The 25,154-nt window shown below is 45.0% G+C and carries 20 protein-coding genes, 2 tRNA genes, 3 rRNA genes and 1 pseudogene; 15 read left to right on the top strand and 11 right to left on the bottom strand.

Going from position 1 to position 25,154, the window contains the following annotated elements; translation table 11 throughout:
- Positions 1–25: 25 nt before the first annotated feature.
- The 6 genes from ACGHVY_RS13530 to ACGHVY_RS13505 form a co-directional block, all read right to left on the bottom strand.
- Positions 26–304, bottom strand: a complete 279-nt coding sequence (locus ACGHVY_RS13530; protein ID WP_005816317.1) for a plasmid partition protein ParG — start codon at positions 302–304, stop codon at positions 26–28.
- A gap of 7 nt (positions 305–311) precedes the next feature.
- Positions 312–1,067: a ParA family protein gene (locus ACGHVY_RS13525; protein ID WP_005816319.1), complete on the bottom strand. Its 756-nt coding sequence runs from the start codon at positions 1,065–1,067 to the stop codon at positions 312–314.
- A gap of 119 nt (positions 1,068–1,186) precedes the next feature.
- Positions 1,187–1,612: a single-stranded DNA-binding protein gene (locus ACGHVY_RS13520; protein ID WP_005816321.1), complete on the bottom strand. Its 426-nt coding sequence runs from the start codon at positions 1,610–1,612 to the stop codon at positions 1,187–1,189.
- Positions 1,613–1,665: 53 nt separating this feature from the next.
- A complete protein-coding gene (locus ACGHVY_RS13515; RefSeq protein ID WP_007837478.1) occupies positions 1,666–2,022 on the bottom strand; it encodes a helix-turn-helix domain-containing protein in 357 nt (118 codons plus the stop codon).
- Positions 2,023–2,069: 47 nt separating this feature from the next.
- Positions 2,070–2,300: a hypothetical protein gene (locus tag ACGHVY_RS13510; RefSeq protein WP_004319914.1), complete on the bottom strand. Its 231-nt coding sequence runs from the start codon at positions 2,298–2,300 to the stop codon at positions 2,070–2,072.
- Between the two features lie 8 nt (positions 2,301–2,308).
- Complete coding sequence (locus ACGHVY_RS13505) at positions 2,309–2,863, bottom strand: hypothetical protein (RefSeq protein ID WP_005816324.1); 555 nt, start codon at positions 2,861–2,863, stop codon at positions 2,309–2,311.
- Between the two features lie 882 nt (positions 2,864–3,745).
- Between ACGHVY_RS13505 and ACGHVY_RS13500 the strand changes: the two genes are divergently transcribed.
- Entirely contained in the window at positions 3,746–4,060 is a 315-nt protein-coding gene (locus tag ACGHVY_RS13500) for a hypothetical protein (protein WP_224204806.1), read from the top strand.
- A 355-nt stretch (positions 4,061–4,415) separates the two neighbouring features.
- On the opposite strand, the gene ACGHVY_RS13495 is transcribed toward ACGHVY_RS13500, so the two are convergent.
- Positions 4,416–4,802: a single-stranded DNA-binding protein gene (locus tag ACGHVY_RS13495; protein WP_004319910.1), complete on the bottom strand. Its 387-nt coding sequence runs from the start codon at positions 4,800–4,802 to the stop codon at positions 4,416–4,418.
- 78 nt (positions 4,803–4,880) lie between these two features.
- On the opposite strand from ACGHVY_RS13495, the gene ACGHVY_RS13490 reads away from it, so the two are divergent.
- Positions 4,881–5,024, top strand: a complete 144-nt coding sequence (locus ACGHVY_RS13490) for a hypothetical protein (RefSeq protein ID WP_007897403.1) — start codon at positions 4,881–4,883, stop codon at positions 5,022–5,024.
- A 607-nt stretch (positions 5,025–5,631) separates the two neighbouring features.
- Here the strand turns inward: ACGHVY_RS13490 and ACGHVY_RS13485 are convergent.
- Positions 5,632–5,814, bottom strand: coding sequence for a hypothetical protein (locus ACGHVY_RS13485; protein ID WP_004319908.1), 183 nt, complete (start codon positions 5,812–5,814; stop codon positions 5,632–5,634).
- Positions 5,815–5,829: 15 nt separating this feature from the next.
- Positions 5,830–6,414, bottom strand: a complete 585-nt coding sequence (locus ACGHVY_RS13480; RefSeq protein WP_005816332.1) for a hypothetical protein — start codon at positions 6,412–6,414, stop codon at positions 5,830–5,832.
- Between the two features lie 65 nt (positions 6,415–6,479).
- On the opposite strand from ACGHVY_RS13480, the gene ACGHVY_RS13475 reads away from it, so the two are divergent.
- The 3 genes and pseudogenes from ACGHVY_RS13475 to ACGHVY_RS13465 all read left to right on the top strand — a co-directional run bounded on the left by ACGHVY_RS13475 (position 6,480) and on the right by ACGHVY_RS13465 (position 9,632).
- Positions 6,480–6,692 (top strand): hypothetical protein, encoded by a 213-nt coding sequence (locus ACGHVY_RS13475; protein ID WP_007837487.1) that lies wholly within the window; start codon positions 6,480–6,482, stop codon positions 6,690–6,692.
- A 511-nt stretch (positions 6,693–7,203) separates the two neighbouring features.
- Positions 7,204–8,274: pseudogene (locus ACGHVY_RS13470) on the top strand (response regulator); the annotation flags it as partial.
- 71 nt (positions 8,275–8,345) lie between these two features.
- Positions 8,346–9,632, top strand: coding sequence for a histidine-type phosphatase (locus ACGHVY_RS13465; RefSeq protein WP_390599458.1), 1,287 nt, complete (start codon positions 8,346–8,348; stop codon positions 9,630–9,632).
- Positions 9,633–9,693: 61 nt separating this feature from the next.
- On the opposite strand, the gene ACGHVY_RS13460 is transcribed toward ACGHVY_RS13465, so the two are convergent.
- Together ACGHVY_RS13460 and ACGHVY_RS13455 are read right to left on the bottom strand one after the other, a co-directional pair.
- A complete protein-coding gene (locus ACGHVY_RS13460; RefSeq protein ID WP_390599457.1) occupies positions 9,694–11,208 on the bottom strand; it encodes an SLC13 family permease in 1,515 nt (504 codons plus the stop codon).
- A 199-nt stretch (positions 11,209–11,407) separates the two neighbouring features.
- Positions 11,408–12,616 (bottom strand): hexokinase, encoded by a 1,209-nt coding sequence (locus tag ACGHVY_RS13455; RefSeq protein ID WP_390599456.1) that lies wholly within the window; start codon positions 12,614–12,616, stop codon positions 11,408–11,410.
- 1,461 nt (positions 12,617–14,077) lie between these two features.
- Here ACGHVY_RS13455 and ACGHVY_RS13450 point away from each other — a divergent pair.
- The 10 genes from ACGHVY_RS13450 to ACGHVY_RS13405 all read left to right on the top strand — a co-directional run bounded on the left by ACGHVY_RS13450 (position 14,078) and on the right by ACGHVY_RS13405 (position 25,114).
- Positions 14,078–15,607, top strand: a 16S ribosomal RNA gene (locus tag ACGHVY_RS13450).
- A gap of 163 nt (positions 15,608–15,770) precedes the next feature.
- A tRNA-Ile gene (locus ACGHVY_RS13445) sits at positions 15,771–15,847 on the top strand.
- Between the two features lie 54 nt (positions 15,848–15,901).
- Positions 15,902–15,975, top strand: a tRNA-Ala gene (locus tag ACGHVY_RS13440).
- Between the two features lie 147 nt (positions 15,976–16,122).
- Positions 16,123–19,002 (top strand): 23S ribosomal RNA (locus ACGHVY_RS13435).
- A gap of 72 nt (positions 19,003–19,074) precedes the next feature.
- Positions 19,075–19,185: ribosomal RNA gene (rrf, locus tag ACGHVY_RS13430) — 5S ribosomal RNA — on the top strand.
- The 16S, 23S and 5S rRNA genes sit together here with 2 tRNA genes alongside, the layout of an rRNA operon.
- 124 nt (positions 19,186–19,309) lie before the next feature.
- Positions 19,310–19,567, top strand: coding sequence for a hypothetical protein (locus ACGHVY_RS13425; protein ID WP_308746195.1), 258 nt, complete (start codon positions 19,310–19,312; stop codon positions 19,565–19,567).
- 400 nt (positions 19,568–19,967) lie between these two features.
- Complete coding sequence (locus ACGHVY_RS13420) at positions 19,968–21,464, top strand: 2-isopropylmalate synthase (RefSeq protein ID WP_308746194.1); 1,497 nt, start codon at positions 19,968–19,970, stop codon at positions 21,462–21,464.
- 84 nt (positions 21,465–21,548) lie between these two features.
- Positions 21,549–22,943 carry a 3-isopropylmalate dehydratase large subunit gene (gene leuC, locus ACGHVY_RS13415; RefSeq protein WP_308746193.1) on the top strand — a complete coding sequence of 465 codons (1,395 nt, stop codon included), beginning with the start codon at positions 21,549–21,551 and terminating at the stop codon, positions 22,941–22,943.
- A 42-nt stretch (positions 22,944–22,985) separates the two neighbouring features.
- The gene (gene leuD / locus ACGHVY_RS13410) at positions 22,986–23,582 is read left to right on the top strand and encodes a 3-isopropylmalate dehydratase small subunit (protein WP_308746192.1); all 597 of its coding nucleotides are present in this window, start codon (positions 22,986–22,988) and stop codon (positions 23,580–23,582) included.
- A complete protein-coding gene (locus ACGHVY_RS13405; protein WP_390599455.1) occupies positions 23,564–25,114 on the top strand; it encodes an alpha-isopropylmalate synthase regulatory domain-containing protein in 1,551 nt (516 codons plus the stop codon). Before leuD ends, ACGHVY_RS13405 begins: the two co-directional genes overlap by 19 nt.
- The last annotated feature ends 40 nt before the right edge of the window (positions 25,115–25,154 follow it).

Below are 25,154 nucleotides of genomic sequence, written 5' to 3'. Positions count from 1 at the left end.
GTTCGGCGATGATACCGCGCGGCACTCATGTGTCATGCCGCTTTAGGTATTCTGTCATTGCCTCATTGACAATATCACGCAAGGACATCCCTTTCTTGATGGCGAGGTACTTCATCCTCGTGTGGATGCTCTTGTTGATAAGGAAATTGCAATGCACCGGCACTTCGGTAGTCTCAGAAACAGACACAGGTGGTGCTGGTGTAGTTTCTGTGACTATCTGCTCCTTACTCGGCTTCTTTGTGGAAGAAAGGAGTCCGTTGAGACCGCCTTTCATTCCCTCTTTCAACATACTGCTCTTGCTCATGGCTATGCTATTTTAAGTTTAACACTTCTTTTGCCAAAGACATATAATCACTGGCACCATTGGATTTGGGATTATACTCAAAGATAGTCTTGCCGTTGATGGGTGCTTCTGCCAAAGCCACATTATCACGGATGACGGTCTTGAAAACCTTCTCGTGAAAACTGTCATTGACGATTTCCCTCACGCTTCGGTTCAACGTCTTGCGGCGATCGAACTGGGTGATGACGATGCCGCCCACTTTAAGGTTGGAGTTGAGCCGCTCCTGAACGATGCGGATGATGTCCATCAACTTTGCCATACCTCTCATGGCAAGGTATTGCGCTTGAACAGGGATGATGATGTAGTCGGCTGCGGTGAGGGCATTCAAGGTCAGCAAGCCCAATGACGGTGGACAGTCGATGATGATGTAGTCGAAATGCTCTTTGGCGATGGCTTTGGTGATAAGTCCCTTCAAGATAAGCTCCCGTCCCGGCTCGCTGATAAGCTCTAACTCAGCCGCAGACAGGTCAAGGCATGAGGGTGAGACGGTGATGCCGTTGTGCAACTTGACCAACGGCAAGGTGTACTGTCCACACATTGCGCCATAGACTGTCTGTTCTTCCTCGATGGACAATCCCAAGGCTTCCGTGAGGTTGGCTTGTCCATCCATGTCAATAGCCAAGACGTTCTTCTTACTCAGTTGCAGAGCTGCCGCAAGGCTTACTGCGGTCGTACTTTTCCCTACACCACCCTTGTGATTTAATACTGCAATTATCTGTGTCATAACATGATACTACTATTAGTGAATACTACTTTACTATTCTACTACTGATAGTACATACTAACCATAGTAAAAGCGGATTTACTACGATTAGTACGTACTACTCTCAGTTGATACTACCCTCAGAAGGGAAGGTCTTCGCTCTTGTCCTGCGGTGCATCGGCTGGCGGTACGGGAGCCTCGCCCTCTGCCTTGGCTGCCTTGCGTGCCTTTGTTGCAGGTGTGTCGGTTGCATCCTTCTTCCCTGCATTGACAAAGGCGATGGAGTCAGCTATGATGCTATGCTGTATGTGGTTCTCTCCGTTGCGGTCTGTCCAAATGGAAGAAGTCAGTGTGCCTTCCACAAGCACCATACGACCCTTGGTGAGGTATTCAGCCAAACGGATATGGTTCTCCTTGCTGCTCTTCACCCTTACCCAAGTGGTGATTTGCTTGCCCTTACTGTAGTCGTCCACTGCGATGTCAACAGCCATGAATGTTCCGTGTGTACCTGTGATGACGCGGCAATCCTTTGCTCCGATGCGTCCGATAGTGTGAGTGTAAATCATAATGTGAAAATGTTATAGTGGCAAGTTGGTTAGACTTGCCGTTACCTTGTTATTTAAATGACTTTTCTTGTTGATTGAACATAAGCTATTGCTTCATTCATAATTTCTGCTCGTGACCTACTCTTGTTATCTTGCATCCACTCATCAATTTCAGATTTGAGGAACATGATACGTTTCCCCTTCTTATGGAATGGTATTTGTTTATTGCTTGTCCAACAATAGATTGTGTGTTCAACTGGATGGGTAGGGAGATACTCACTCAATTCGGAAACACTAAGCCATTCCAATCCCTTATCGGGCTGAATTTGAGTCATTAGTGTGGAAAACTTTTCTTCTAAAATCTCCAGCTTGTTTATTACTAATGACAATGCTGATGGCAAGTCATTAAAACTCAATATTTGCTTTTCCATATCAATATATGTGTGGCAAGTTGGTTAGGCTTGCCGTTACCTTGTTATTAATATCCTTTCTTCGTCTGCCTTGTATTGGCGACAAAAGACTTGTTGCTGCCTGTGAGACTGATAGAGCCGCAATTAACAAACTCTCCGTCGGAATAGACTCTGTACTTCTGTCCGCTTACCTCATGCTTCTGTTTGATGCGCTCTCGCATCCACTTCTTGGCTGCGGTCAATGAGCAAAAGGTCTCGCTCTCCTTGGTCGTCTCGTCATATACGATGCACTGGGTCATACATGCTCCTACTTCATCCATGCACCTATACTCGACGTGACATAGTCCAACTGACCGCCAAATATGTCGCTTGGCTCTATGTCGTATTGTCCATCCCTCACTTCCTTGTCCTCTCCAAGAAGCGACAAGTTTCCGTCGGCATCCAAACGTGCTGCGTCTATGACGATGTCACGAGGCTCGTCAAAGAGATAACCTGCCACGATGGGCTGCTCTCCCTCGAAATGCACCTCAAAGCCTCCGTCCACCTCCGTGCCGTACTTGCGAAGAGCCGCTTTCAGCTCGTCCTGCTCCCGGTGCTGCAATGCCTGGAGTTGTCCGTGGATAGTGAGGTCTTGCAGTTCTGCCTCTCGTTTGGTGTGGGTTGCCTCGCCGGTCTTGCAGTCGATGTCATACTTGTGGTAAACCACTGGGATATGGTCTGCCGATGTGACAAGCCATGTGATGTTGTTCACTGAGAAGCCCTGTCTGGTGAGGAACTCCTCGATGTCTGAGCCGAGAAGGTGGTCGGCTACGTCAAGATACTCGATGCGTGCGTCAGCATCATGCAGGATGATAATCTTCATTGCCTTTCTATTTTTAGTGATACAAATAAGTTTGTCGCCCATGTCGCTGGACTTGTTTAACTACGTTGAAGAAACTTACGCTCAGCATAGTGAATAAATTCCCTCTGCGTTCGCTTAACCGTTTCTTTCTCTTCCCTCCTTTCGAGACCTTTCAGCCTGTGGAGGGATATTTTCTGCTCCCACAAGCCGCAAGAAAAGACATAAAGACAAATTATGTGTGAAGAATACTCTTTTCCGAGGAAAAGGAAGATTGTTCACAGTCACAAGACCTCAAGCAGAATTTGACGATTGTCTCAGACGCGGCTAACTTTGCAGGAAATATGCCTACCACTGCGCTGATTGGAAGAAGATTATTGATATTGGCTGCAAGAGGAATGATGTGTTATATATAAAGAGGTAAGAAGAAAGATTGAAACAGTAAGGGTGGGCAGTGAAGTGTTTGCAGGTCTGCTGTACCGACATAAAGCGAGTGTGTTGGCTGACCGGGATGCAAGTCATCAAAGCTTCAGCCTTGATAGCTTGTAGCACGGACAGACAATTCTCTCGCGTCGGTACTTCGGCATACTGTCAGCTTTGGCTAATAGCAACGTGTTGCCATCAGCCAAGGATGTCTGTATGACGACAGACCATGTAACGCTTCGCAAAGGCGTGGGGCAAAGCAGTATAATTTAGAAGTAGATAGTAACGTATATCAGGCAAGAAGAGACAGTTGCGCAACGGACAAATCGGGCACTCCTGTCAGCATGACAAATGTGCCTTGTCCTTGCCGCAGGACACTGAGGCAGATTGGACGTAGCAGACATGTCTGCCACATTCAATATGCCTGAGTGGACAAGAACTGCCTCTTGTATAGCAGAAGAGAAATTGTAAAACAGTTGATTAGTGGTAAAGGTGGTATGGGTGGGCAGAATGGCATTACACGGACATTGCCGAAGCCCGATAATGGGACAGCCAGACAGCAATAAAGGCAGTTATCAGAAGTGTCAGTTTCTGATAGTGACATTGTTGGCTGCCTGTCACATGGGATTCGTGCGGTGTCCGTACAGTAATGCCGTTCTGAAGGTGTGGGGCGAAGCGATACAACGCACTTGGACGAAACCACCGCTTATAACAGAAAATATTTTGCAGTCAAAGAGAAGAAGAATAGTAAAGCAGGTGTGGGTGGGTAGTGAAGCTGTCGCAAGATTGACGGTCTGAATATCAAGGCGAGTGGATAGCCAGTAAAGGACACAATTATCAGAAGCCTCGGCTTCGGCATCTTGTGGCATAGATGGCAGTCCTCTCGCGTTCAGACCTTGGCATACTGTCTTTCTTGGCTAATAGCGACTTTGTCGCCATCAGCCGGGAATATCTGTATGCCAACCATCTTGGTGACGTTTCGCAAATGGTGAGGGACGAAGTGGTTAGAATAAAGGAAGACGGCGTTGCCGTTATGGTTAATAAATGCACATGGTTGTTATTAGAGAAGATTATCACACGCTATAACAGCAGATTGATGTCCCTGAGCAAAACAAAAGCGACCCGAAGGTCGCCTTGTTATGGAGAGGAAAGGCTATTTCTTGCCTTTCTTGGTTGCTGGCTTGGCCGGCTCTTCCGCAGGAGTCTCCTCCTTGTCGGGACACTCGTAGAACTTGGTTGCAACCATGATGATTCTGGAGTGCTTCACGCCATCCTTGTCTGTCCACTCCTCTGGCTTGAAGAAACCCTCGACGGTGAGCAACGTGCCCTTGGTGAGCTTGTCGAATGATTCGGTGTGCTCGTTCTTGCGCCATGCCTCCATATTCATGAAAGCCGATACGCGGTTGGTTTCCTCGCCGTTCTTCTCCTGACGGCCTACTGCCAATGAGAAGCGTGCTACGCTGGCGTTTGCGAACTGACGGATTTCTGCATCCTTACCTACGAAACCTGAAACTGTGAAGTTGTTCTCGATCTTTTTCATTTTGAATTGAATTTAAAAGTGAAACTTAATTTTTACATGCATTCAAAAGCAGGGATGTGGCACCATGTGGGAAGCACCATGAAAATCGTTCGCAATACTCTTTTTGTCGTTGGCGGTAAGGGAGAAAAAGGAAGATTACGCACTATTTTATTGGTCACAGCGATAGCGGCCACACAAGAAGGAGGAAGTCCTTCGCAGCATCACGCTACCTTTGCATGGTAAAAATAAGTGGCTTTCAAATAGCTCAATTCAGAAAAAGACGGGGCCAAACAATGGAACAAAGGTTGTAAGCAAGGAGGCAATCCGTATGCAACAGACAGGGGCACTGCTATGGCTGTATGCCTGGAGAAACGAAGCGGGAAATCCGACCTTACAGCTGTATCATCAGAAGAGTGAGGAGCATGAACACTGATGCACGATGAACGACAAGCCTAAGGGTCAGCTTAGCAATAGAGGCATCAAGCCAAAAGAGGACAGACATCAGAGGATTGGCGATAGCACTGTCATCATGCTAAGACCAAGTTCTGTGTCCGACAAGGAAGAGTCGCAAAAGACAGACGAGTAAAACCAAAAGGCGAAATGACCATTCCTATAACAAGGTACAGAGACGCTTAAAACGGCGAAGGGACTTTGGCGACGTATCGCTATACAGGTGTCGAAGCATCGCTTCTATAACAGGACTGGAGCAAGTGAGCAAACCGCACAACTTGCTCCCAAGGTATTTCAGTTACAACAGCCATAACCTCATTGGAGGATTGTCCTAAAAGAGTTTTTGCAGTCAAAGGAAGAAAGAGTCTGCAAGCCACATAGCCAACAGACTCTCTCCTGATTATTCACAGATGACAACATCATCCTTGTACTCCGTCACTTCCTTGCCGTTGATGAGCTGGACAATGACCTCACAACCCAAGTCCTCGACAATCGTTCCCTCTGTCTGACCTCTTCGGGGATAAAGCAAGGTGCAGAAACACCCTACAACGCCGTCCAACTGCTCCATGTCTATCGTTGCCATATCCGTTCCTCCTTGTTAGCCGAATGTGATTGGATTGATGCAGAAATTCGTGTCCTCTGCCTCATACTCGTATTCATTGATGAAGTCAATCATCTTCTGTTCGCTTCTTCCGTCCTGTGAGACACCAGTCTTCTCACACCACAACTTGATAGCATCACCAAAGGTGGAGTAAGCACCCTCACAATCCTCAAAGAGTTCTCCGTATGCAGTGACGTAGCACTCTTCGGGGAAGAAGTCGTTCTCATCGTGCGTATAGAAGATGTCGCAACCTGGCTCAACCTCTCGCCAACTGATTGAAAGTTCATCGCCAAGTGCCTTGTTCACCTCCTCAAAGAACAAGTCGCATGAAGACCAAGCACTTTCGGTGTCAAAGGACAAGAGGGCATAATCGTCTTCCACGTTCTCCTCATACTCTGCCCAATAGATGTGTCCTCTCACCGAGATGCCTTTCTTCTCGTAGTCAATGCCATAGTGTTCTGCCAAGAGATACAGATACACATTATTACTGTTCACCTCCAACTCTTGGAGTGTGTTCCAAAGGTCTGCCACGGCTTTGCGTGAGCCTGTCACCTTGTACTGAGTGTCGCAAATGTTAGCCATAAGATAAAATTTTTATTTTCTTCCCTTATGTAGAACCAACTACCATCGGGATTGATTAAAGAATTATGTTGCCCCAAAAGGTGTTATGGCTCATCAATGCAAGGTTTTGCCGTCAAATACTACCTCTGCCACAATCAGAGCGTGGAGATTTCACGGACAAACCACAGGCACCGACCTTGCAGGATGAACGCCATGACAGGTACCTTTGCAACACAATTCTTATCAAAGCCCGATGGGGTGGTACATGGCAGACTGCATGGTACAGCAGTGTGAAGTGACGTTATAGGTGGAGATAAGGCTATAAGAGGTTTTTGCAGTCAAAGGAGAAAAGAGTCCACAAAGTGCAGTATCTACAGGACAAAAACACTTTAGTTTACCTTGGTTAGCTCTTATATATATGCTAACCTAAAGTAAACTGTATATATGTCCGTCTAAAACCCGAAAACCGTACGGGTCAGCTTACGTCAGAAACAGAAGTATAGAACCATAGAAGTGGTTCAAGAAGTCTTTCTTCCTTTGACTGCAAAATATTATCTTTGCACGAATCATAATTGCCCTGTAGGATTTAATATAATTTAACACTCTTTGTTGAATGCAAGGAAGAATAGCTTCAATATGCTGAATATCAGTAGTATAACATTGTGTTAACCCTTAATCTGTAGAAAAGGATGTTATCATACAAAGTAATGTCCATTTGTACTTTTTCTATATGGTTTTATACTTACATTTGCATATCATTTGTATCTTGATAACAGTAACTAACTGATTATCAATATACTTTATATTTGAGGAAGTAATGTCGTCAACCTGAAAGTGACGGGCAGCGGGATCGGGTTGATGCTGGTATACAAACTGGTCAAGTTGCATAAAGGTAAGATTCAGATTCAAAGTACTGAACAACAGGGCACTTGTGTAAAGGTTACTTTCCAGAAAGGAAACAGCCATTTCCATAAAGCAAAATTTATTTCTCCCAAGGCACCGGATAAACGTCCGGAGGTTATCATACCGGGTGGTATTCCGGATTTTTCGGCTATGGAGACATCCCGGAGCAATGATTCCCTGCAACGTATTCTGATAGTGGAGGATAATGATGATTTGCGTAATTATCTTGTTGATATGCTTAGGGCGGACTATAATATCCAGTCCTGTCCGAACGGAAAGGATGCACTTGTCATAATACGGGAATTTAACCCAGATCTTGTCATATCCGATATCATGATGCCTGAGATGGGCGGAGATGAGCTGTGTTCGGCTATAAAAAGTGATCTTGAGATGTCCCATATCCCGATTATCCTGCTGACTGCACTTGGAGATGAAAAGAATATGCTTGAAGGACTGGAAATCGGTGCGGATGCTTATATAACCAAACCTTTCAGTGTGGGTATACTCAAAGCAACGGTTAAGAACTTACTTGCAAATCGCGCTTTGCTCCGTCAGATTTATAATAGTATCGAAGATGAAGAACAGCATTTGTCTGCCAATTGTGCAAGTACCCTGGATTGGAAATTCATAGCTTCCGTCAAAGAATGTATAGAGCAGAATATGGGAGATCCGGACTTTAATGTGGAGACACTCAGCAGCCGGCAGCATATGAGCCGTACGAGTTTTTTCAACAAACTAAAGGCGCTGACCGGTTATGCTCCGGCAGACTATATCCGGCTGATACGTTTGCAACATGCTGCGCAATTGCTAAAGCAAGGTGAACATACAGTAGCCGAGGTTGCTGATATGGTCGGGTTCTCGGATGCAAAATACTTCCGCGAGGTATTTAAAAAATATTATGATGTAAGTCCGAGTAAGTATGCCGAGTCGGGAAGGGAGATATCTTTTTCGGCAATTAATGTGAAAGCGAAGGAATAGCAGGCAGCGCAAATAAACATTGTTCTCTCTTCGGTTGTTATGTCCTGTAAACAAAAAACATATTCAACCGGATGAAATCAATATTGATATTTTGGGCCGTTCTGCTTTTTCCTGTTACTTCTCTGCTTGGACAAAGTACCACTCAGAAGTATGCGGGAACGGCTATGCCATATCCTTCAATAAAGGATACACCTGTCTTGAACCATGAAGGTATGGTTCCTTTTTATATCAATCATTTGGGAAGGCACGGAGCACGGTTCCCGACTTCCGAAAAAGCATTGGACAAAGTTAAAGGTGTGCTTATATTGGCAGAACAGGAGAAAAGGTTGACAGCGAAAGGTCGGGAGCTGCTTGCTACGGTATTACAGTTATCCGAGGCTTTCGAAGGACACTGGGGAGAGTTGTCGGCGGTAGGAGAACAGGAGCAAAAGGAAATAGCGGAACGTATGTTGTCACGTTATCCTGAAATGTTTGCTGATTCGGCGCGGATTGAAGCCATAGCCACTTATGTTCCCCGTTGTATTAACAGTATGGATGCTTTTCTTTCCGGTATGAAGAAACAGGATTCTTCATTGGTCATACGGCAAAGTGCAGGAAAGCAATATGATACTCTTCTCCGTTTTTTTACGGTAAACAAGCCTTATGTCTATTATAAGGAGAAAGGCGGTTGGATTCCATTGTATGAGTCATTTGTACAGGATAAGATGCCGGTCACGCCTGTCATGAAAAGGATTTTTCTTTCCTCGAGTCCCGAAACAGGTCAGGAAAGCCGGGAATTTGTCATGGCTTTGTTCTCGATAGCGGCCATATTACCCGATACGGGATTGCCTTTCGCTATGAAAGATTTTTTCACTAATGAAGAATGGTACGGTTATTGGCAAACACAGAACTTGCGGCAATATATGACCAAAAGTGCGGCACCGGTCGGCAAAATGTTGCCGGTTGCGATTGCATGGCCGTTACTTTCGGAATTTATCCAAACTACGGAGAAAGCTATTAACGGACAATCGGACAACAGGGCGAATCTTCGTTTTGCACATGCGGAAACAGTCATTCCTTTTGTGACTCTGATGGGGATAGGGAAAACTGACATGCAGATAGCGTCGCCTGATTCTGTATCCACTTATTGGAAAGATTATGAGATTGCTCCTATGGCTGCCAATGTGCAATGGATTCTTTGTCATGATAATAAACACCGGGTCTGGGTCAAAATACTTTTGAATGAGAAAGAAGTGTCTATTCCGGTGGCAACATCTTGTTTTCCATATTATCGGTGGGAAGAAGTCCGCCGCTATCTGAAACAGCGGATAGAGATGTCGAAAAAGACACTTTTCAGTCTTCAAGATAAGGCTGGCTAACAAAAAGCCCTGTAAGAATGACTTGTTCTCACAGGGCTTGTTTGTATGGAAAGGGGATTCTTTATAATAACTTGTTGGAGCCGAGTATGATCAACATGGTATATCCCAGTATCAGTCCGATAATTCCCATGATTATGCCGACCTTCTCCATGTCCTTTTGCTGAATCATGCCCGTGGCATGTGCCAATGCGTTGGGAGGAGTACTGATAGGCAATATCATTGCTAATGATGAGCCGATTGCTACTCCGATCAATAAAGTTTCCACACCACCCAGTGACGACAGGTTCTCACGCATGCTGCTTCCTGCAATGGCAAGGATAGGGACGAGCAATGCCGCAGTAGCGGTATGTGAAATGAAGTTTGCCATAGCATAGCAAATCAGTCCGGAGCCGACAATCATTAGTACGGGAGGCCATGTATTGAATGGGATAGCCTCAATCATATGCTTGGCGAGCCCTGTTTCCTGTAAGGCAACACCCAGTGCGAAACCACCGGCTACCATCCAGAGTACGCTCCAACTGATTTCTTCCAGGTCGCGCTTGGTAATAACTCCTGTTATACAGAATACGGCTACCGGAATCATGGCTACCACATTGGAATTGACTCCCGTCACCTTGTCAAACATCCATAATATGACTGTGACGGCAAAAGTGATATAAACCACAATGGAACGCCAGTCTTTCTTTGCTTCACCTTCAATTTTCAGTTCAATATTCTTTTGTTTGAAGGGGAACAGCCGTAAGAGAATAAACCATGCAATAAACAGTACGATAACGGTATAAGGCAACATAAAGCTCATCCATTCTCCGAAACCGATGTTCAGGTTCAGTCCTTCCGGGTCATTCAGATATTTTAAAGCAATGGCATTGGGCGGTGTACCGATAGGAGTTCCCATACCGCCTACATTGGCAGCCACAGGAATAGCCATGGCCAGACCGATTTTTCCTTTACCGTCTGCCGGAAGCGCCTTTAACACAGGAGTGAGGAAAGTAAGCATCATCGCTGCTGTAGCCGTATTGCTGAGGAACATTGAAAATGCAGCCGTAACAAGAATGAATCCTAATAATACATAGCGTGATTGTGTGCCGAAAGGTCTCAGCATGACGCGTGCCAACAATACGTCCAGTCCGCTTTTGGTTGCTGCAATGGCGAGTATGAACCCACCGATAAATAGCATAATGATAGGATCGGCAAAGCAATGCATAATGGACTTATATTTGACTGTCTGCCCTAATTCTTCAGTAGAAATACCTTGAGTGAGAAACCATAAACTACTGTCGGAAACGGTAAGTAACAATAATACGACAATCAATACGGAAGTAGTCCATGCAGGGACGGCTTCGAATACCCACATGAGCGTGGCAAAAATAAAGATGGAAATAAGCCTTTGTTCTATAACAGTCAGCCCTTCTATTCCAAATGTTTCAATAGGGAGGAACCATAAGATAAGGGAGATTGCAATAGCTACGGTTAACTTTATACATCGGCCCACTGTCTGATTCTTTGCCAACCGTTTGGCCTTTTTCAATTCCTGGTAAGCTTCCACCAGATGGAAGCCATGAAAAATCTTGTACATAATACTAGCTTAAGATGAAATTTAAAAAAAACGGTGCAAAAATAACTTTTTATTCCATATGTCGTAATTCGGCGAGGAAGTTTTTTTATAATTCTTTCTTGTCGGGGTGTCTTTGGGGATATTAATTACATTTTGTGTCATATTGTCAATCGATTCGATGCTGTATCAACGATTTTGATGCAGCATCGAATTTGTTTTATCAGGATAATGCCGCAATTCCTGTTCCTATCAGATTTGCATTATTCATACTTTTAATATCGACCTCGACATCTTCCAAGCTGAACAATTTGAAAAGTTCCCGTAGTTTCTCTGCAACGATAACGTTATAATCCTGACCATTTCTGTGTTCGCTCCAAAAAAGACTGCCTTCGGCAACCAGACAAATCTTCCGTATATCTTTATTATATGATTTCAACAGCATGATAAGTCCGGTAAGTGAAGCAGCTACCAACTGTGCCGACCTGCCATAAATCCATTGCGCCACTTGTACATATACATCCTTATAAATATTCGGGTAATTCATGATGGCGGTAAGTTTTTGCGCGTCAAATTTCCCTTCAAACTCTTCTAATGGGAATGTTGCCTTTAGAATATCCCCCAGATACATACCGGATACTGCTTTCTCAAAACGTTGTTTTCCCGGAGTACCGGAGATAGCATCAACAGTGTTGTCTACTGCCGTAAGGAATGGTGGATGGAAATTCCCGGATTCCAGGTTGACCGGAATCAAGCCTTGGATGTTGTCTGCCGGATTAAGTTTTTTGATTTTGTCGGCAGGGATGAAAGTCGCCATATTAGTACCTGTCCCTACAATCAGACCTATATAGGCATCGTAACCATTATCGGTGAGTCCGGCAAATAAACTCGCTACGGTGTCATTGAGTACTTTTATATCCGTAAATTTGATTTTGTTCCTTTCGTTCAGATAGTCGAGTAGGGGCTTTCCTATATATTCTCCGATCATCTCTTTAATATCAACTCCCTTTGTCCAACGCAGCAACTTGGCGTCTCCATTCGGAGTGGATTCTGCCGGATAAGAAAAACAATAACCGATAGGTATTTCTTCCTCTCGCTTTATTCCGAAGATCATATCCGCCAACTCTTTGAATAACTCTTCACGGGTATAACCGGGTGATTTCATAATCGACATATCTTTCTTCCAACCATTGTCCGGGTGAATGGCGGGTATTGATTTATTGAAGTCAACAAGTGCTACCCGATAGTTGGTTCCACCTAAATCGAGAACTAACGATTTGCCGTTAATACTACTTGCTTGGGGTGTAATAAAAGTAGGAATACATTGTATTTCAGCATTTTCTGTATTCAATCCTTCTTCTACTTTTTCTTTGAATGAGCAGGCAATCTCTTTGAGCTGCTCATTATCTAACTTAAAAATATTCTTCTCCATGATATTGGCTTTTAGTGTATATATTATCTTTATGTGTGAATAACAATTAAAGATAGATTTTGCTCAATAGTAGTATGCGAGATATTCAACTCCTAAAAAAGTTTTTATTCATTTTTGCCCTCATACCCTCATAAATATCTTGAATCGCCTTGTTCATCGTTGTTTCCTCTATGGTGTCAGGTCGTTTTATCCCCCTGATAGTAACTTTTGCCCTCATACTGATTTTTTACTTTTGATAAGTAATTGGTTTGTAATCAGTGTGATATATATTTCCTTGTGCTAAGTCTGTATACCCCATGCCGCCTGCTTTTTGTACCTGATTTGCTTCATATTGCTTCTAATCTTATGCCTGTTTCGGTTTCAAGTACCCGTTTTTCTTCTTTTTCTCCTATATATCATACGTAAAGCCCTTATATATTATATGTCGGTTCCTTATATATCATATGTAATCTCCTTATATATTATATGTCATTCTTTGTATGTTGTATGTCAATCCTTTGTTATCCTAATGTTTTCCCTTCATCATGTGTAGGGGCTCACAATTGTGGGCTTTTTTGTTCATATATGTGGTCGTATCTATCTACGGCTGTCAGCTTATTTGTTTACTGGAGTGAGCCCTTTCACATGACTAAGGGAAGATGTACAGATGGCTAAGGAAAGATGTCCGGACAATAGTGGGATGACATCTTGATGTCTGCTTTGTGTGTTCTGATTGATTTGTATGTGATTACTATATAAACCATGAGAATATGAGAAATACTTTTTTTAATCTTCTCGCGCGCATGACGTACGCACGTATACACGCACGTGAATATAATAAGGTGTACTTCCTTTCCCTTTCCCGCCCCCGCCTTCTCGTATTCTAAAAAATATGTTCTACAACATCATTATTAATCAGCGAGTTAGCATAAATATGCAAAAATAATTAGAAAAAAGAGTGTGATATATTTGGAGTATATACTAAAAGGGAGTATTTTTGCACCCGCTTTCCAAGAGAAGAAAGCCTTGCAACAATGACTTAGTGATAAAGCGAGCTCCGGCTTAAAAATAAGAACAAAAAAACTTCCAGAAAAGTTTGGATAATAGAAATAAAAGTTCTTATCTTTGCAGTCCGAATCGCAAAGAAAACGGTTTTAGTCCTTCTTTTTTAATTATTCTTTCCCTTTCGCAAGAGAGCCTGAGAAATGAGTTTAAAAAGAAAAAACAAAAAAACTTCCGAAAAAGTTTGGTAGTTAAAATAAAACCTCTTACCTTTGCACCCGCTTTTGAAACGAAAGCGACAAGTTCTTTGAAATATTGATAAACAATACAAGTAGTACAAGTTAAAAAATAGAACCGTCAATGCTTGTTTTCAACTATAGTAATATAAGTGAGACACAGGTATTTGAAATAGAGTCAATAAATTGTACGGCATCCTGAACAGAGCAAAAAACAGCAGTAATGCTGATTAACAATACTTTTACAATGAAGAGTTTGATCCTGGCTCAGGATGAACGCTAGCTACAGGCTTAACACATGCAAGTCGAGGGGCAGCATTTCAGTTTGCTTGCAAACTGGAGATGGCGACCGGCGCACGGGTGAGTAACACGTATCCAACCTGCCGATAACTCGGGGATAGCCTTTCGAAAGAAAGATTAATATCCGATGGCATATTTCTCCCGCATGAGAGAAATATTAAAGAATTTCGGTTATCGATGGGGATGCGTTCCATTAGTTTGTTGGCGGGGTAACGGCCCACCAAGACTACGATGGATAGGGGTTCTGAGAGGAAGGTCCCCCACATTGGAACTGAGACACGGTCCAAACTCCTACGGGAGGCAGCAGTGAGGAATATTGGTCAATGGACGAGAGTCTGAACCAGCCAAGTAGCGTGAAGGATGACTGCCCTATGGGTTGTAAACTTCTTTTATATGGGAATAAAATGTTCCACGTGTGGGATTTTGTATGTACCATATGAATAAGGATCGGCTAACTCCGTGCCAGCAGCCGCGGTAATACGGAGGATCCGAGCGTTATCCGGATTTATTGGGTTTAAAGGGAGCGTAGGTGGATTGTTAAGTCAGTTGTGAAAGTTTGCGGCTCAACCGTAAAATTGCAGTTGAAACTGGCAGTCTTGAGTACAGTAGAGGTGGGCGGAATTCGTGGTGTAGCGGTGAAATGCTTAGATATCACGAAGAACTCCGATTGCGAAGGCAGCTCACTAGACTGGTCACTGACACTGAGGCTCGAAAGTGTGGGTATCAAACAGGATTAGATACCCTGGTAGTCCACACAGTAAACGATGAATACTCGCTGTTTGCGATATACAGCAAGCGGCCAAGCGAAAGCATTAAGTATTCCACCTGGGGAGTACGCCGGCAACGGTGAAACTCAAAGGAATTGACGGGGGCCCGCACAAGCGGAGGAACATGTGGTTTAATTCGATGATACGCGAGGAACCTTACCCGGGCTTAAATTGCATTTGAATATAGTGGAAACATTATAGCCGCAAGGCAAATGTGAAGGTGCTGCATGGTTGTCGTCAGCTCGTGCCGTGAGGTGTCGGCTTAAGTGCCATAACGAGCGCAACCCTTATCTTCAGTTACTAACAGGTCATGCTGAGGACTCTGGAGAGACTGCCGTCGTAAGATGTGAGGAAGGTGGGGATGACGTCAAATCAGCACGGCCCTTACGTCCGGGGCTACACACGTGTTACAATGGGGGGTACAGAAGGCCGCTACCTGGTGACAGGATGCCAATCCCAAAAACCTCTCTCAGTTCGGATCGAAGTCTGCAACCCGACTTCGTGAAGCTGGATTCGCTAGTAATCGCGCATCAGCCATGGCGCGGTGAATACGTTCCCGGGCCTTGTACACACCGCCCGTCAAGCCATGAAAGCCGGGGGTACCTGAAGTACGTAACCGCAAGGAGCGTCCTAGGGTAAAACTGGTAATTGGGGCTAAGTCGTAACAAGGTAGCCGTACCGGAAGGTGCGGCTGGAACACCTCCTTTCTGGAGCGATGTCGTAACAAATGACTTTATTGAGGTTCTGTTTTTTGTACTACTGGTACTTGTTTATTTATAGAATATAGATCAACCATCTATAGAATTATAGATAGAGATAAACAAGAGAAAAAAGAAGCCGAGTCTAACATCAGGTAGACAAGGTTGAACTAGTCCTATAGCTCAGTTGGTTAGAGCGCTACACTGATAATGTAGAGGTCGGCAGTTCAACTCTGCCTGGGACTACCAAGCTCAAGAAGGAGGAAAAGCGAAAGCCAAAAACCAGATTCTTGATAACCTCTTGGGGGATTAGCTCAGCTGGCTAGAGCATCTGCCTTGCACGCAGAGGGTCAACGGTTCGAATCCGTTATTCTCCACTCTCTCTGAAAAGAGAAAACGATCTTTGACATGATGATAACAAAAAGTAAAATTTTAGTAAAGAGCTAAAAGTATATATCGAACCGTACGTTCTTTCCTCATCAACATTGCCCAGGCAGTGCCAAGTTGGAAAGAAGTCAGTTTGAAAGAAAGTAAGCAAGGGCGCATGGCGGATGCCTTGGCTCTCGGAGGCGATGAAGGACGTGATAAGCTGCGATAAGCTTCGGGTAGGTGCAAATAACCTTTGATCCGGAGATTTCCGAATGGGATAACCCGTCATTCTGAAGGAATGACATCTTGCATAGCAAGAGGCTAACACAGGGAACTGAAACATCTTAGTACCTGTAGGAAAAGAAAATAATAATGATTCCCCTAGTAGTGGCGAGCGAACGGGGATTAGCCCAAACCATGTATGTTACGGCATATATGGGGTTGTAGGACCACGTTGTCGCAAGACATTTAGTGAGAAGAATTCTTTGGAAAATGAAACCATAGACGGTGATAGTCCGGTATTCGAAGCTAAACGAAGCGTAGTGGTATCCTGAGTAGCGCGGGACACGAGGAATCTTGCGTGAATCCGCCGGGACCATCCGGTAAGGCTAAATACTCCCGAGAGACCGATAGCGAACCAGTACTGTGAAGGAAAGGTGAAAAGAACTTCGAACAGAAGAGTGAAATAGTCCCTGAAACCATGCGCCTACAAGCGGTCGGAGCTTCGTAAGAAGTGACGGCGTGCCTTTTGCATAATGAACCTACGAGTTACTTTTTCCGGCAAGGTTAAGCATTTTAAAATGTGTAGCCGAAGCGAAAGCGAGTCTGAACAGGGCGATTAGTCGGAAGGAGTAGACGCGAAACCAAGTGATCTACCCTTGGTCAGGTTGAAGGTTAGGTAACACTAACTGGAGGACCGAACCGATAAGCGTTGAAAAGCTTCCGGATGAACTGAGGGTGGGGGTGAAAGGCTAATCAAACTTGGAGATAGCTCGTACTCCCCGAAATGCATTTAGGTGCAGCCTTGGGAATTACTACTGTGAGGTAGAGCGACTGATAAGATGCGAGGGCTTCACCGCCTATCAAGTCTTGATAAACTCCGAATGCGCAGTAGTTCGATCCCAGGAGTGAGGGCATGGGTGCTAAGGTCCATGTCCTAAAGGAGAAGAATCCAGACCATCAGCTAAGGTCCCGAAATAATTGCTAAGTTGAACTAACGAAGTCAGATTGCTAAGACAGCTAGGATGTTGGCTTGGAAGCAGCCATTCATTTAAAGAGTGCGTAACAGCTCACTAGTCGAGGAGTTTGGCGTGGATAATAATCGGGCATCAAGCAATTTACCGAAGCTATGGGATCAGTAATGATCGGTAGGGGAGCATTCCACTCTGCGTCGAAGGTGAAGCGTGAGCTTTGCTGGAGCGTGTGGAAAAGCAAATGTAGGTATAAGTAACGATAAAGGGGGTGAGAAACCCCCTCGCCGAAAGACTAAGGTTTCCTGATCAACGCTAATCGGATCAGGGTTAGTCGGGTCCTAAGGCTCAGCCGAACGGTGATGCCGATGGCAGAACAGGTTAATATTCCTGTACTACCTTAAGGAGTGACGTGGAGACGGAGCAGTGACAGCGCCGCGGACTGACGGAATAGTCCGTTGAAGGGTGTAGATGTTGATTGTGGCAGGCAAATCCACCGCAAGAGTCGAACCTGATAGTATGGAACGTTCTTCGGAACAATCCAATAGTGCGTGTAAACATACTTCCAAGAAAATCCGCTAAACTTAATCTTTAAGGTACCCGTACCGCAAACGGACACACGTAGTCGGGTTGAATATACTAAGGCGCTTGAGTGATTCACGGTTAAGGAACTAGGCAAATTGACCCTGTAACTTCGGGATAAAGGGTCCCAACGAGAGTTGGGCGCAGAGAATAGGTCCAGGCAACTGTTTAACAAAAACACAGGGCTGTGCAAAATTGAAAGATTACGTATACAGCCTGACACCTGCCCGGTGCTGGAAGGTTAAGAGGAGATGTCATCGCAAGAGAAGCATTGAATTGAAGCCCCAGTAAACGGCGGCCGTAACTATAACGGTCCTAAGGTAGCGAAATTCCTTGTCGGGTAAGTTCCGACCTGCACGAATGGTGTAATGATCTGGACACTGTCTCAACCGTGAGCTCAGTGAAATTGTAGTATCGGTGAAGATGCCGATTACCCGCGATGGGACGAAAAGACCCCGTGAACCTTTACTATAGCTTAACATTGAATTTGGGTAATTGATGTGTAGGATAGGCCGGAGACTTTGAAGCGCAGACGCCAGTTTGTGTGGAGTCGCTGTTGAAATACGGCCCTTTGATTATTTGAGTTCTAACTCCTAAAAAGGAGGACACTGTTTGGTGGGTAGTTTGACTGGGGTGGTCGCCTCCAAAAGTGTAACGGAGGCTTCTAAAGGTGCCCTCAGGACGATTGGTAACCGTCCGTAGAGTGTAATGGCATAAGGGCGCTTGACTGGGAGACATACAAGTCGATCAGGTAGGAAACTAGAGCATAGTGATCCGGTGTTTCCGCATGGAAGGGACATCGCTCAAAGGATAAAAGGTACTCCGGGGATAACAGGCTGATCCCTCCCAAGAGCTCATATCGACGGAGGGGTTTGGCACCTCGATGTCGGCTCGTCACATCCTGGGGCTGGAGAAGGTCCCAAGGGTTGGGCTGTTCGCCCATTAAAGTGGCACGCGAGCTGGGTTCAGAACGTCGTGAGACAGTTCGGTCTCTATCTATCGTGGGCGTATGAAATTTGCGTGGCTCTGACACTAGTACGAGAGGACCGTGTTGGACTGACCGCTGGTTTACCAGTTGTGCCGCCAGGTGCATCGCTGGGTATCTAAGTCGGGATTGGATAAGTGCTGAAAGCATCTAAGTACGAAGCCAGCCACAAGATTAGATTTCTTAGGGTCGTCAAAGACGATGACGTTGATAGGATGCAGGTGTAAAGGTGGTAACATCATAGCCGAGCATTACTAATTGCCCGTTCACTTTCTTTCGGACCTGTACGGGTCGCGATATATACGTTTAGCTATTGCTAATTTTACTTTTTCATCATGTCATAACCTTATTCAGGTGGTTATAGCACGAGGGTTCCACCTCTTCCCATTCCGAACAGAGAAGTTAAGCCTCGTCACGCCGATGGTACTGCGTAACAGTGGGAGAGTAGGTAGCCGCCGTTTTTTGAAGAGTCCCCTTGATTCATTAAGAGTCAAGGGGATTTCTGTTTTTTGGTAGTCTGAGAAAATTTAGCTATATTTGTCACCGACAATTATTTTATTAAACGTTTAAAGCAAATTTGAAGGTATGAAAACTAAATTATTTTTGGCTGCTGTAGCCGTAACATTTTCTTTTGCAATGATGTCTTGTACTGGTAACAAAACCACTAACGCTGCTGCTGAAGGCGAAGCAACAACAGTAGAAACTGTAGAAGCTGCTGCTGTCGTAGAAGCTGATTCTTGCTGCCAGGCTAAAGATTCTTGTGCTGCTGCTTGTGATAAAAAAGCAGATTGCGGTAAGAAAGCTGATTGCGCAGAAAAGAAAGAATGCTGCAATAAGAAGTAATCTATTGATTTAGACCAATAAGACAAGAGGGGGCAGAGTGAATCAAACACTCTGTTCCCTCTTTTTGTTTGATGGAATACACTCTTCTGTTAGTGATATATTTTAGATTATAGCAGGGTTTAGCTTATGAAATGAAATTTTATCCGATAAAAAAGTAACGTTTTATTTGGTGGTAACGAAATAATCTCTACCTTTGCACCGTCAACCTATAAAAAGAGACAAGAAATGAATCAGATGTTTATACATATTCTACTATGCGGTATTATTATTCTACTATCAAAGGTTAGTGGAAGTGAGTGCTGCGCGTAAATGTGTATAATGAAGATATACGAAAGCCTTTCTCACTTCCAAGTGTGAAAGGCTTTTTTTAATGCTAATAATTACATAATATAATAAGAATATGGACAATAGGTTATTTATTTTTGATACCACCCTCAGGGATGGCGAGCAGGTTCCGGGATGCCAGTTGAACACAGTGGAAAAGATTCAGGTAGCAAAGGCATTGGAAGCGCTGGGAGTAGACGTGATTGAAGCCGGATTCCCTATTTCAAGCCCGGGTGACTTTAACTCAGTAATTGAAATTTCTAAAGCAGTGACCTGGCCTACTATCTGCGCCCTGACCCGTGCCGTTCAAAAAGATATTGATGTGGCTGTAGATGCATTGAAATTTGCAAAGCATAAACGGATTCATACCGGTATCGGTACTTCCGATTCACATATTAAATATAAATTCAATTCAAACCGTGAGGAGATTATCGAACGTGCGGTAGCTGCTGTGAAATATGCCCGCCGTTTTGTCGATGATGTAGAGTTTTATGCAGAAGATGCAGGCCGTACGGATAATGAATATCTGGCACGTGTGGTGGAGGCTGTTATTAAAGCCGGTGCTACGGTGGTGAACATTCCGGATACGACCGGTTACTGTCTGCCTTCGGAATATGGTGCCAAGATTAAATACCTGATTGACCATGTAGACGGCATTGATAATGCAATTATATCTACTCACTGCCACAACGATTTGGGTATGGCAACTGCAAACACAATTGCAGGTGTCTTGAATGGTGCCCGTCAGGTGGAAGTTACAATCAACGGTATTGGCGAACGTGCCGGTAACACTGCGCTCGAAGAAATCGCTATGATTATTAAGAGTCACCACGAGATCGATATTCAGACAAATATCAATACTCAGAAGATTTATCCGACCAGCCGTATGGTATCCAGCCTGATGAATATGCCGGTACAGCCGAATAAGGCTATTGTAGGCCGCAATGCTTTTGCTCACTCTTCGGGTATCCATCAGGATGGTGTATTGAAGAATGTGCAGACATACGAGATTATCGACCCGCACGATGTAGGTATTGATGATAATTCAATCGTATTGACTGCCCGTAGCGGACGTGCTGCTCTGAAGAACCGCCTGACTATCTTAGGTGTCCAATTAGACCAGGAGAAACTGGATAAAGTTTACGAGGAGTTCTTGAAACTGGCTGATAAGAAGAAAGACATCAATGATGATGATATTCTGGTATTGGCAGGTGCAGACCGCAGTCAGAACCATCGCATCAAACTGGAATACTTGCAGGTGACAAGTGGTGTCGGTGTTCGTTCGGTAGCCAGCCTGGGATTGAATATCGCCGGTGAGAAGTTTGAAGGTTGCGCCAGTGGTAACGGTCCGGTAGATGCCGCTATCAAAGCATTGAAGAAGATTGTAGACCGCCACATGACATTGAAAGAATTTACTATTCAGGCTATCAGCAAGGGAAGCGATGATGTAGGTAAGGTTCATATGCAGGTGGAATACGATAACCAGATTTATTATGGATTTGGTGCGAATACGGATATTATCGCCGCTTCCGTAGAAGCTTATATTGACTGTATCAACAAATTCAAGTCGTAAAAAAAAAGAGGTTGACACTCGTATCAACATTACAGAGATTGGTTAAAACAGAAAATAGTAATTAGTAAAATAGTAAATAAACAGATGAATACATTATTTGATAAGATATGGGATGCCCACGTGGTGACTACCGTGGAAGATGGTCCTACACAGCTTTACATCGACCGTTTATATTGTCATGAAGTAACGAGCCCGCAAGCCTTTGCCGGATTGCGTGAACGCGGAATCGGGGTGTTACGCCCGGAAAAGGTATTCTGTATGCCCGACCACAATACGCCCACTCACGATCAGGACAAACCGATTGAAGATCCGGTTTCCAAGACTCAGGTGGATACGCTGACGCAGAATGCGAAAGACTTCGGCCTGACACACTACGGCATGATGCATCCCAAGAATGGCATTATCCATGTGGTAGGTCCGGAACGTGGTCTGACACTGCCGGGAATGACAATCGTTTGCGGTGACTCGCATACTTCCACTCACGGTGCTATGGGAGCAATCGCTTTCGGTATCGGAACGAGTGAGGTGGAAATGGTGCTGGCATCACAATGCATTCTCCAGTCTCGGCCGAAAACGATGCGTATCACTGTGGACGGTGAATTGGGCAAGGGAGTGACTGCAAAGGATGTGGCTTTGTATATGATGTCTAAGATGACTACAAGCGGTGCCACCGGATACTTTGTGGAATATGCCGGTTCGGCTATCCGCAATCTGACAATGGAAGGACGTCTTACTCTCTGTAACTTGTCTATTGAAATGGGTGCGCGTGGTGGCATGGTTGCTCCCGACGAAGTGACTTTTGAGTATATCAGAGGTCGTGAGAATGCTCCGAAGGGAGAAGAATGGGAAAAGGCGGTAGCATATTGGAAAACATTGAAGAGTGACGATAATGCTGTATTTGATAAGGAAGTCCGTTTCGATGCGGCCGACATCGAGCCGATGATTACTTACGGAACGAATCCGGGAATGGGTATGGGCATCACTCAGCATATCCCTACTACTGAGGGTATGGGAGAAGCCGCACAGATTTCTTTCAAGAAATCACTGGATTATATGGGGTTCGAGCCGGGCGAGTCTTTGCTGGGCAAGAAGATTGACTATGTATTCCTGGGTGCTTGTACGAACGGTCGTATCGAAGATTTCCGCGCGTTCGCTTCTTTGGTGAAAGGTCGCAGGAAAGCGGAAAATGTGATTGCGTGGCTGGTTCCGGGTTCTTGGATGGTAGATGCGCAGATTCGCAAAGAGGGTATTGATAAGATATTGACGGAAGCCGGTTTTGCTATCCGCCAGCCGGGATGTTCCGCTTGTCTGGCGATGAATGATGACAAGATTCCGGCAGGGAAGTATTCGGTATCTACGAGTAACCGTAACTTTGAAGGCCGTCAGGGACCGGGGGCCCGCACATTGCTGGCAAGTCCGCTCGTAGCGGCTGCTGCGGCAGTGACGGGTGTGATTACTGATCCGAGAGAACTGATGTGATTCCAATCGTAAATAGTAAATCTTTAAATAGTAAATATCAAGATGGCTAAGACAAAATTTAATATCATAACAAGTACTTGTGTACCCCTTCCTTTAGAAAATGTAGATACTGACCAGATTATTCCGGCACGTTTCCTGAAAGCGACCACCCGTGAAGAGAAATTCTTCGGTGATAACCTTTTCCGTGACTGGCGTTACAATGCCGACGGTACTCTGAATAAGGATTTTGTGTTGAATAATCCTACTTATGGCGGACAGGTATTGGTGGCAGGAAAGAACTTCGGTTCCGGTTCGAGCCGCGAACACGCAGCCTGGGCGATTGCCGGATATGGTTTCCGTGTGGTGGTGTCCAGCTTCTTCGCCGATATTCATAAGAATAACGAGTTGAACAATTTTGTGCTTCCGGTGGTTGTTTCCGAGGGGTTCCTGCAGGAATTGTTCGATTCGATTGAAGCGGATCCGAAGATGGAAGTGGAAGTGAATCTTCCCGAACAGACTATCACCAATAAGGCGACAGGTAAAAGTGAACATTTCGAAATCAATGCTTACAAGAAACATTGTCTGATGAACGGATTGGATGATATAGATTTTCTGCTGAGCAATAAAGACAAAATAGAAGAATGGGAAAAGAAGGCGTGAAAATAGAAGTCATGGACACGACGCTCCGTGATGGTGAACAGACCAGCGGAGTATCTTTTGTGCCTCATGAGAAACTAATGATCGCCCGTTTGCTATTGGAAGATTTGAAGGTAGACCGGGTAGAAGTTGCCTCGGCGCGAGTATCGGAAGGCGAGTTTGAAGCTGTGAAGATGATTTGCGACTGGGCGGCCCGGCGTAATCTGCTTCAAAAAGTGGAAGTGCTGGGATTTGTAGACGGTCATACTTCGGTGGACTGGATACAGCGTGCCGGCTGCCGTGTCATCAATCTTCTTTGCAAAGGTTCGCTGAAACATTGTACGCAACAACTGAAAAAGACACCGGAAGAACATCTGGCGGACGTTATCGATGTGGTGCATTATGCCGATGAACAGGATATCACTGTCAATGTCTACCTGGAAGATTGGAGTAACGGTATAAAGGATTCTCCCGAATATGTGTTCCAGTTGATGGACGGACTGAAAGAGACGAGCATCAAGCGTTTCATGTTGCCCGATACACTGGGAATCCTGAATCCGTTGCAAGTGATAGAGTATATGCGGAAGATGAAGAAACGCTATCCGAATACTCATTTCGATTTTCATGCGCACAATGACTACGATTTGGCTGTGAGCAATGTGCTGGCAGCGGTATTGAGTGGTGTCAAAGGGCTGCATACTACCATCAACGGACTGGGCGAACGGGCGGGCAATGCTCCTCTCGCAAGCGTGCAGGCTATTCTGAAAGATCATTTCAATGCGGTGACCAATATCGACGAAAGCCGTCTGAACGATGTCAGTCGGGTGGTGGAGTCGTATTCAGGTATCGTGATACCTGCCAACAAGCCGATTGTGGGCGAGAATGTCTTTACGCAAGTGGCAGGCGTACACGCTGACGGTGACAATAAGAACAACCTGTATTATAATGACCTGCTTCCCGAACGGTTCGGGCGGAAGCGCGAATATGCGTTGGGAAAGACAAGCGGCAAGGCGAATATCCGAAAGAACCTCGAAGACCTCGGGCTGCAACTGGACGAAGAGGCTATGCGCAAGGTGACGGAGCGGATTATCGAACTGGGTGACAAGAAGGAATTGGTGACTCAGGAAGATTTGCCGTATATTGTTTCCGATGTGTTGAAGCATGGTTCGATAGGCGAGAAGGTCAGGCTGAAGAGTTATTTTGTAAATCTTGCTCACGGCTTGAAGCCGATGGCAACGTTGAAGATAGAAATCAACGGAAAAGAATATGAAGAGAGTTCGGGAGGGGACGGTCAGTATGACGCTTTCGTTCGTGCGTTGCGCAAGATATATAAGGTGACGCTGGGACGTAAATTCCCGATGCTGACCAATTATGCGGTTACAATCCCGCCCGGTGGGCGTACGGATGCGTTTGTGCAGACGGTAATCACATGGAGCTACGACGAACAGGTGTTCCGTACCCGCGGACTGGATGCCGACCAGACGGAAGCCGCCATCAAAGCTACTATGAAGATGCTGAATCTCATAGAAGATGAATATGAGAAAAATAACGATTAATGATTAACGATTAATGATTGACGGAGAGCGAATTGTACTA

It is taken from the genome of Bacteroides sp. f07, from assembly GCF_042854785.1.
In the GTDB taxonomy this organism is placed as follows: Bacteria; Bacteroidota; Bacteroidia; order Bacteroidales; family Bacteroidaceae; genus Bacteroides.
Note: the sequence above shows the minus strand (reverse complement) of the source record. Positions and strands in the feature narration are given on the sequence as shown.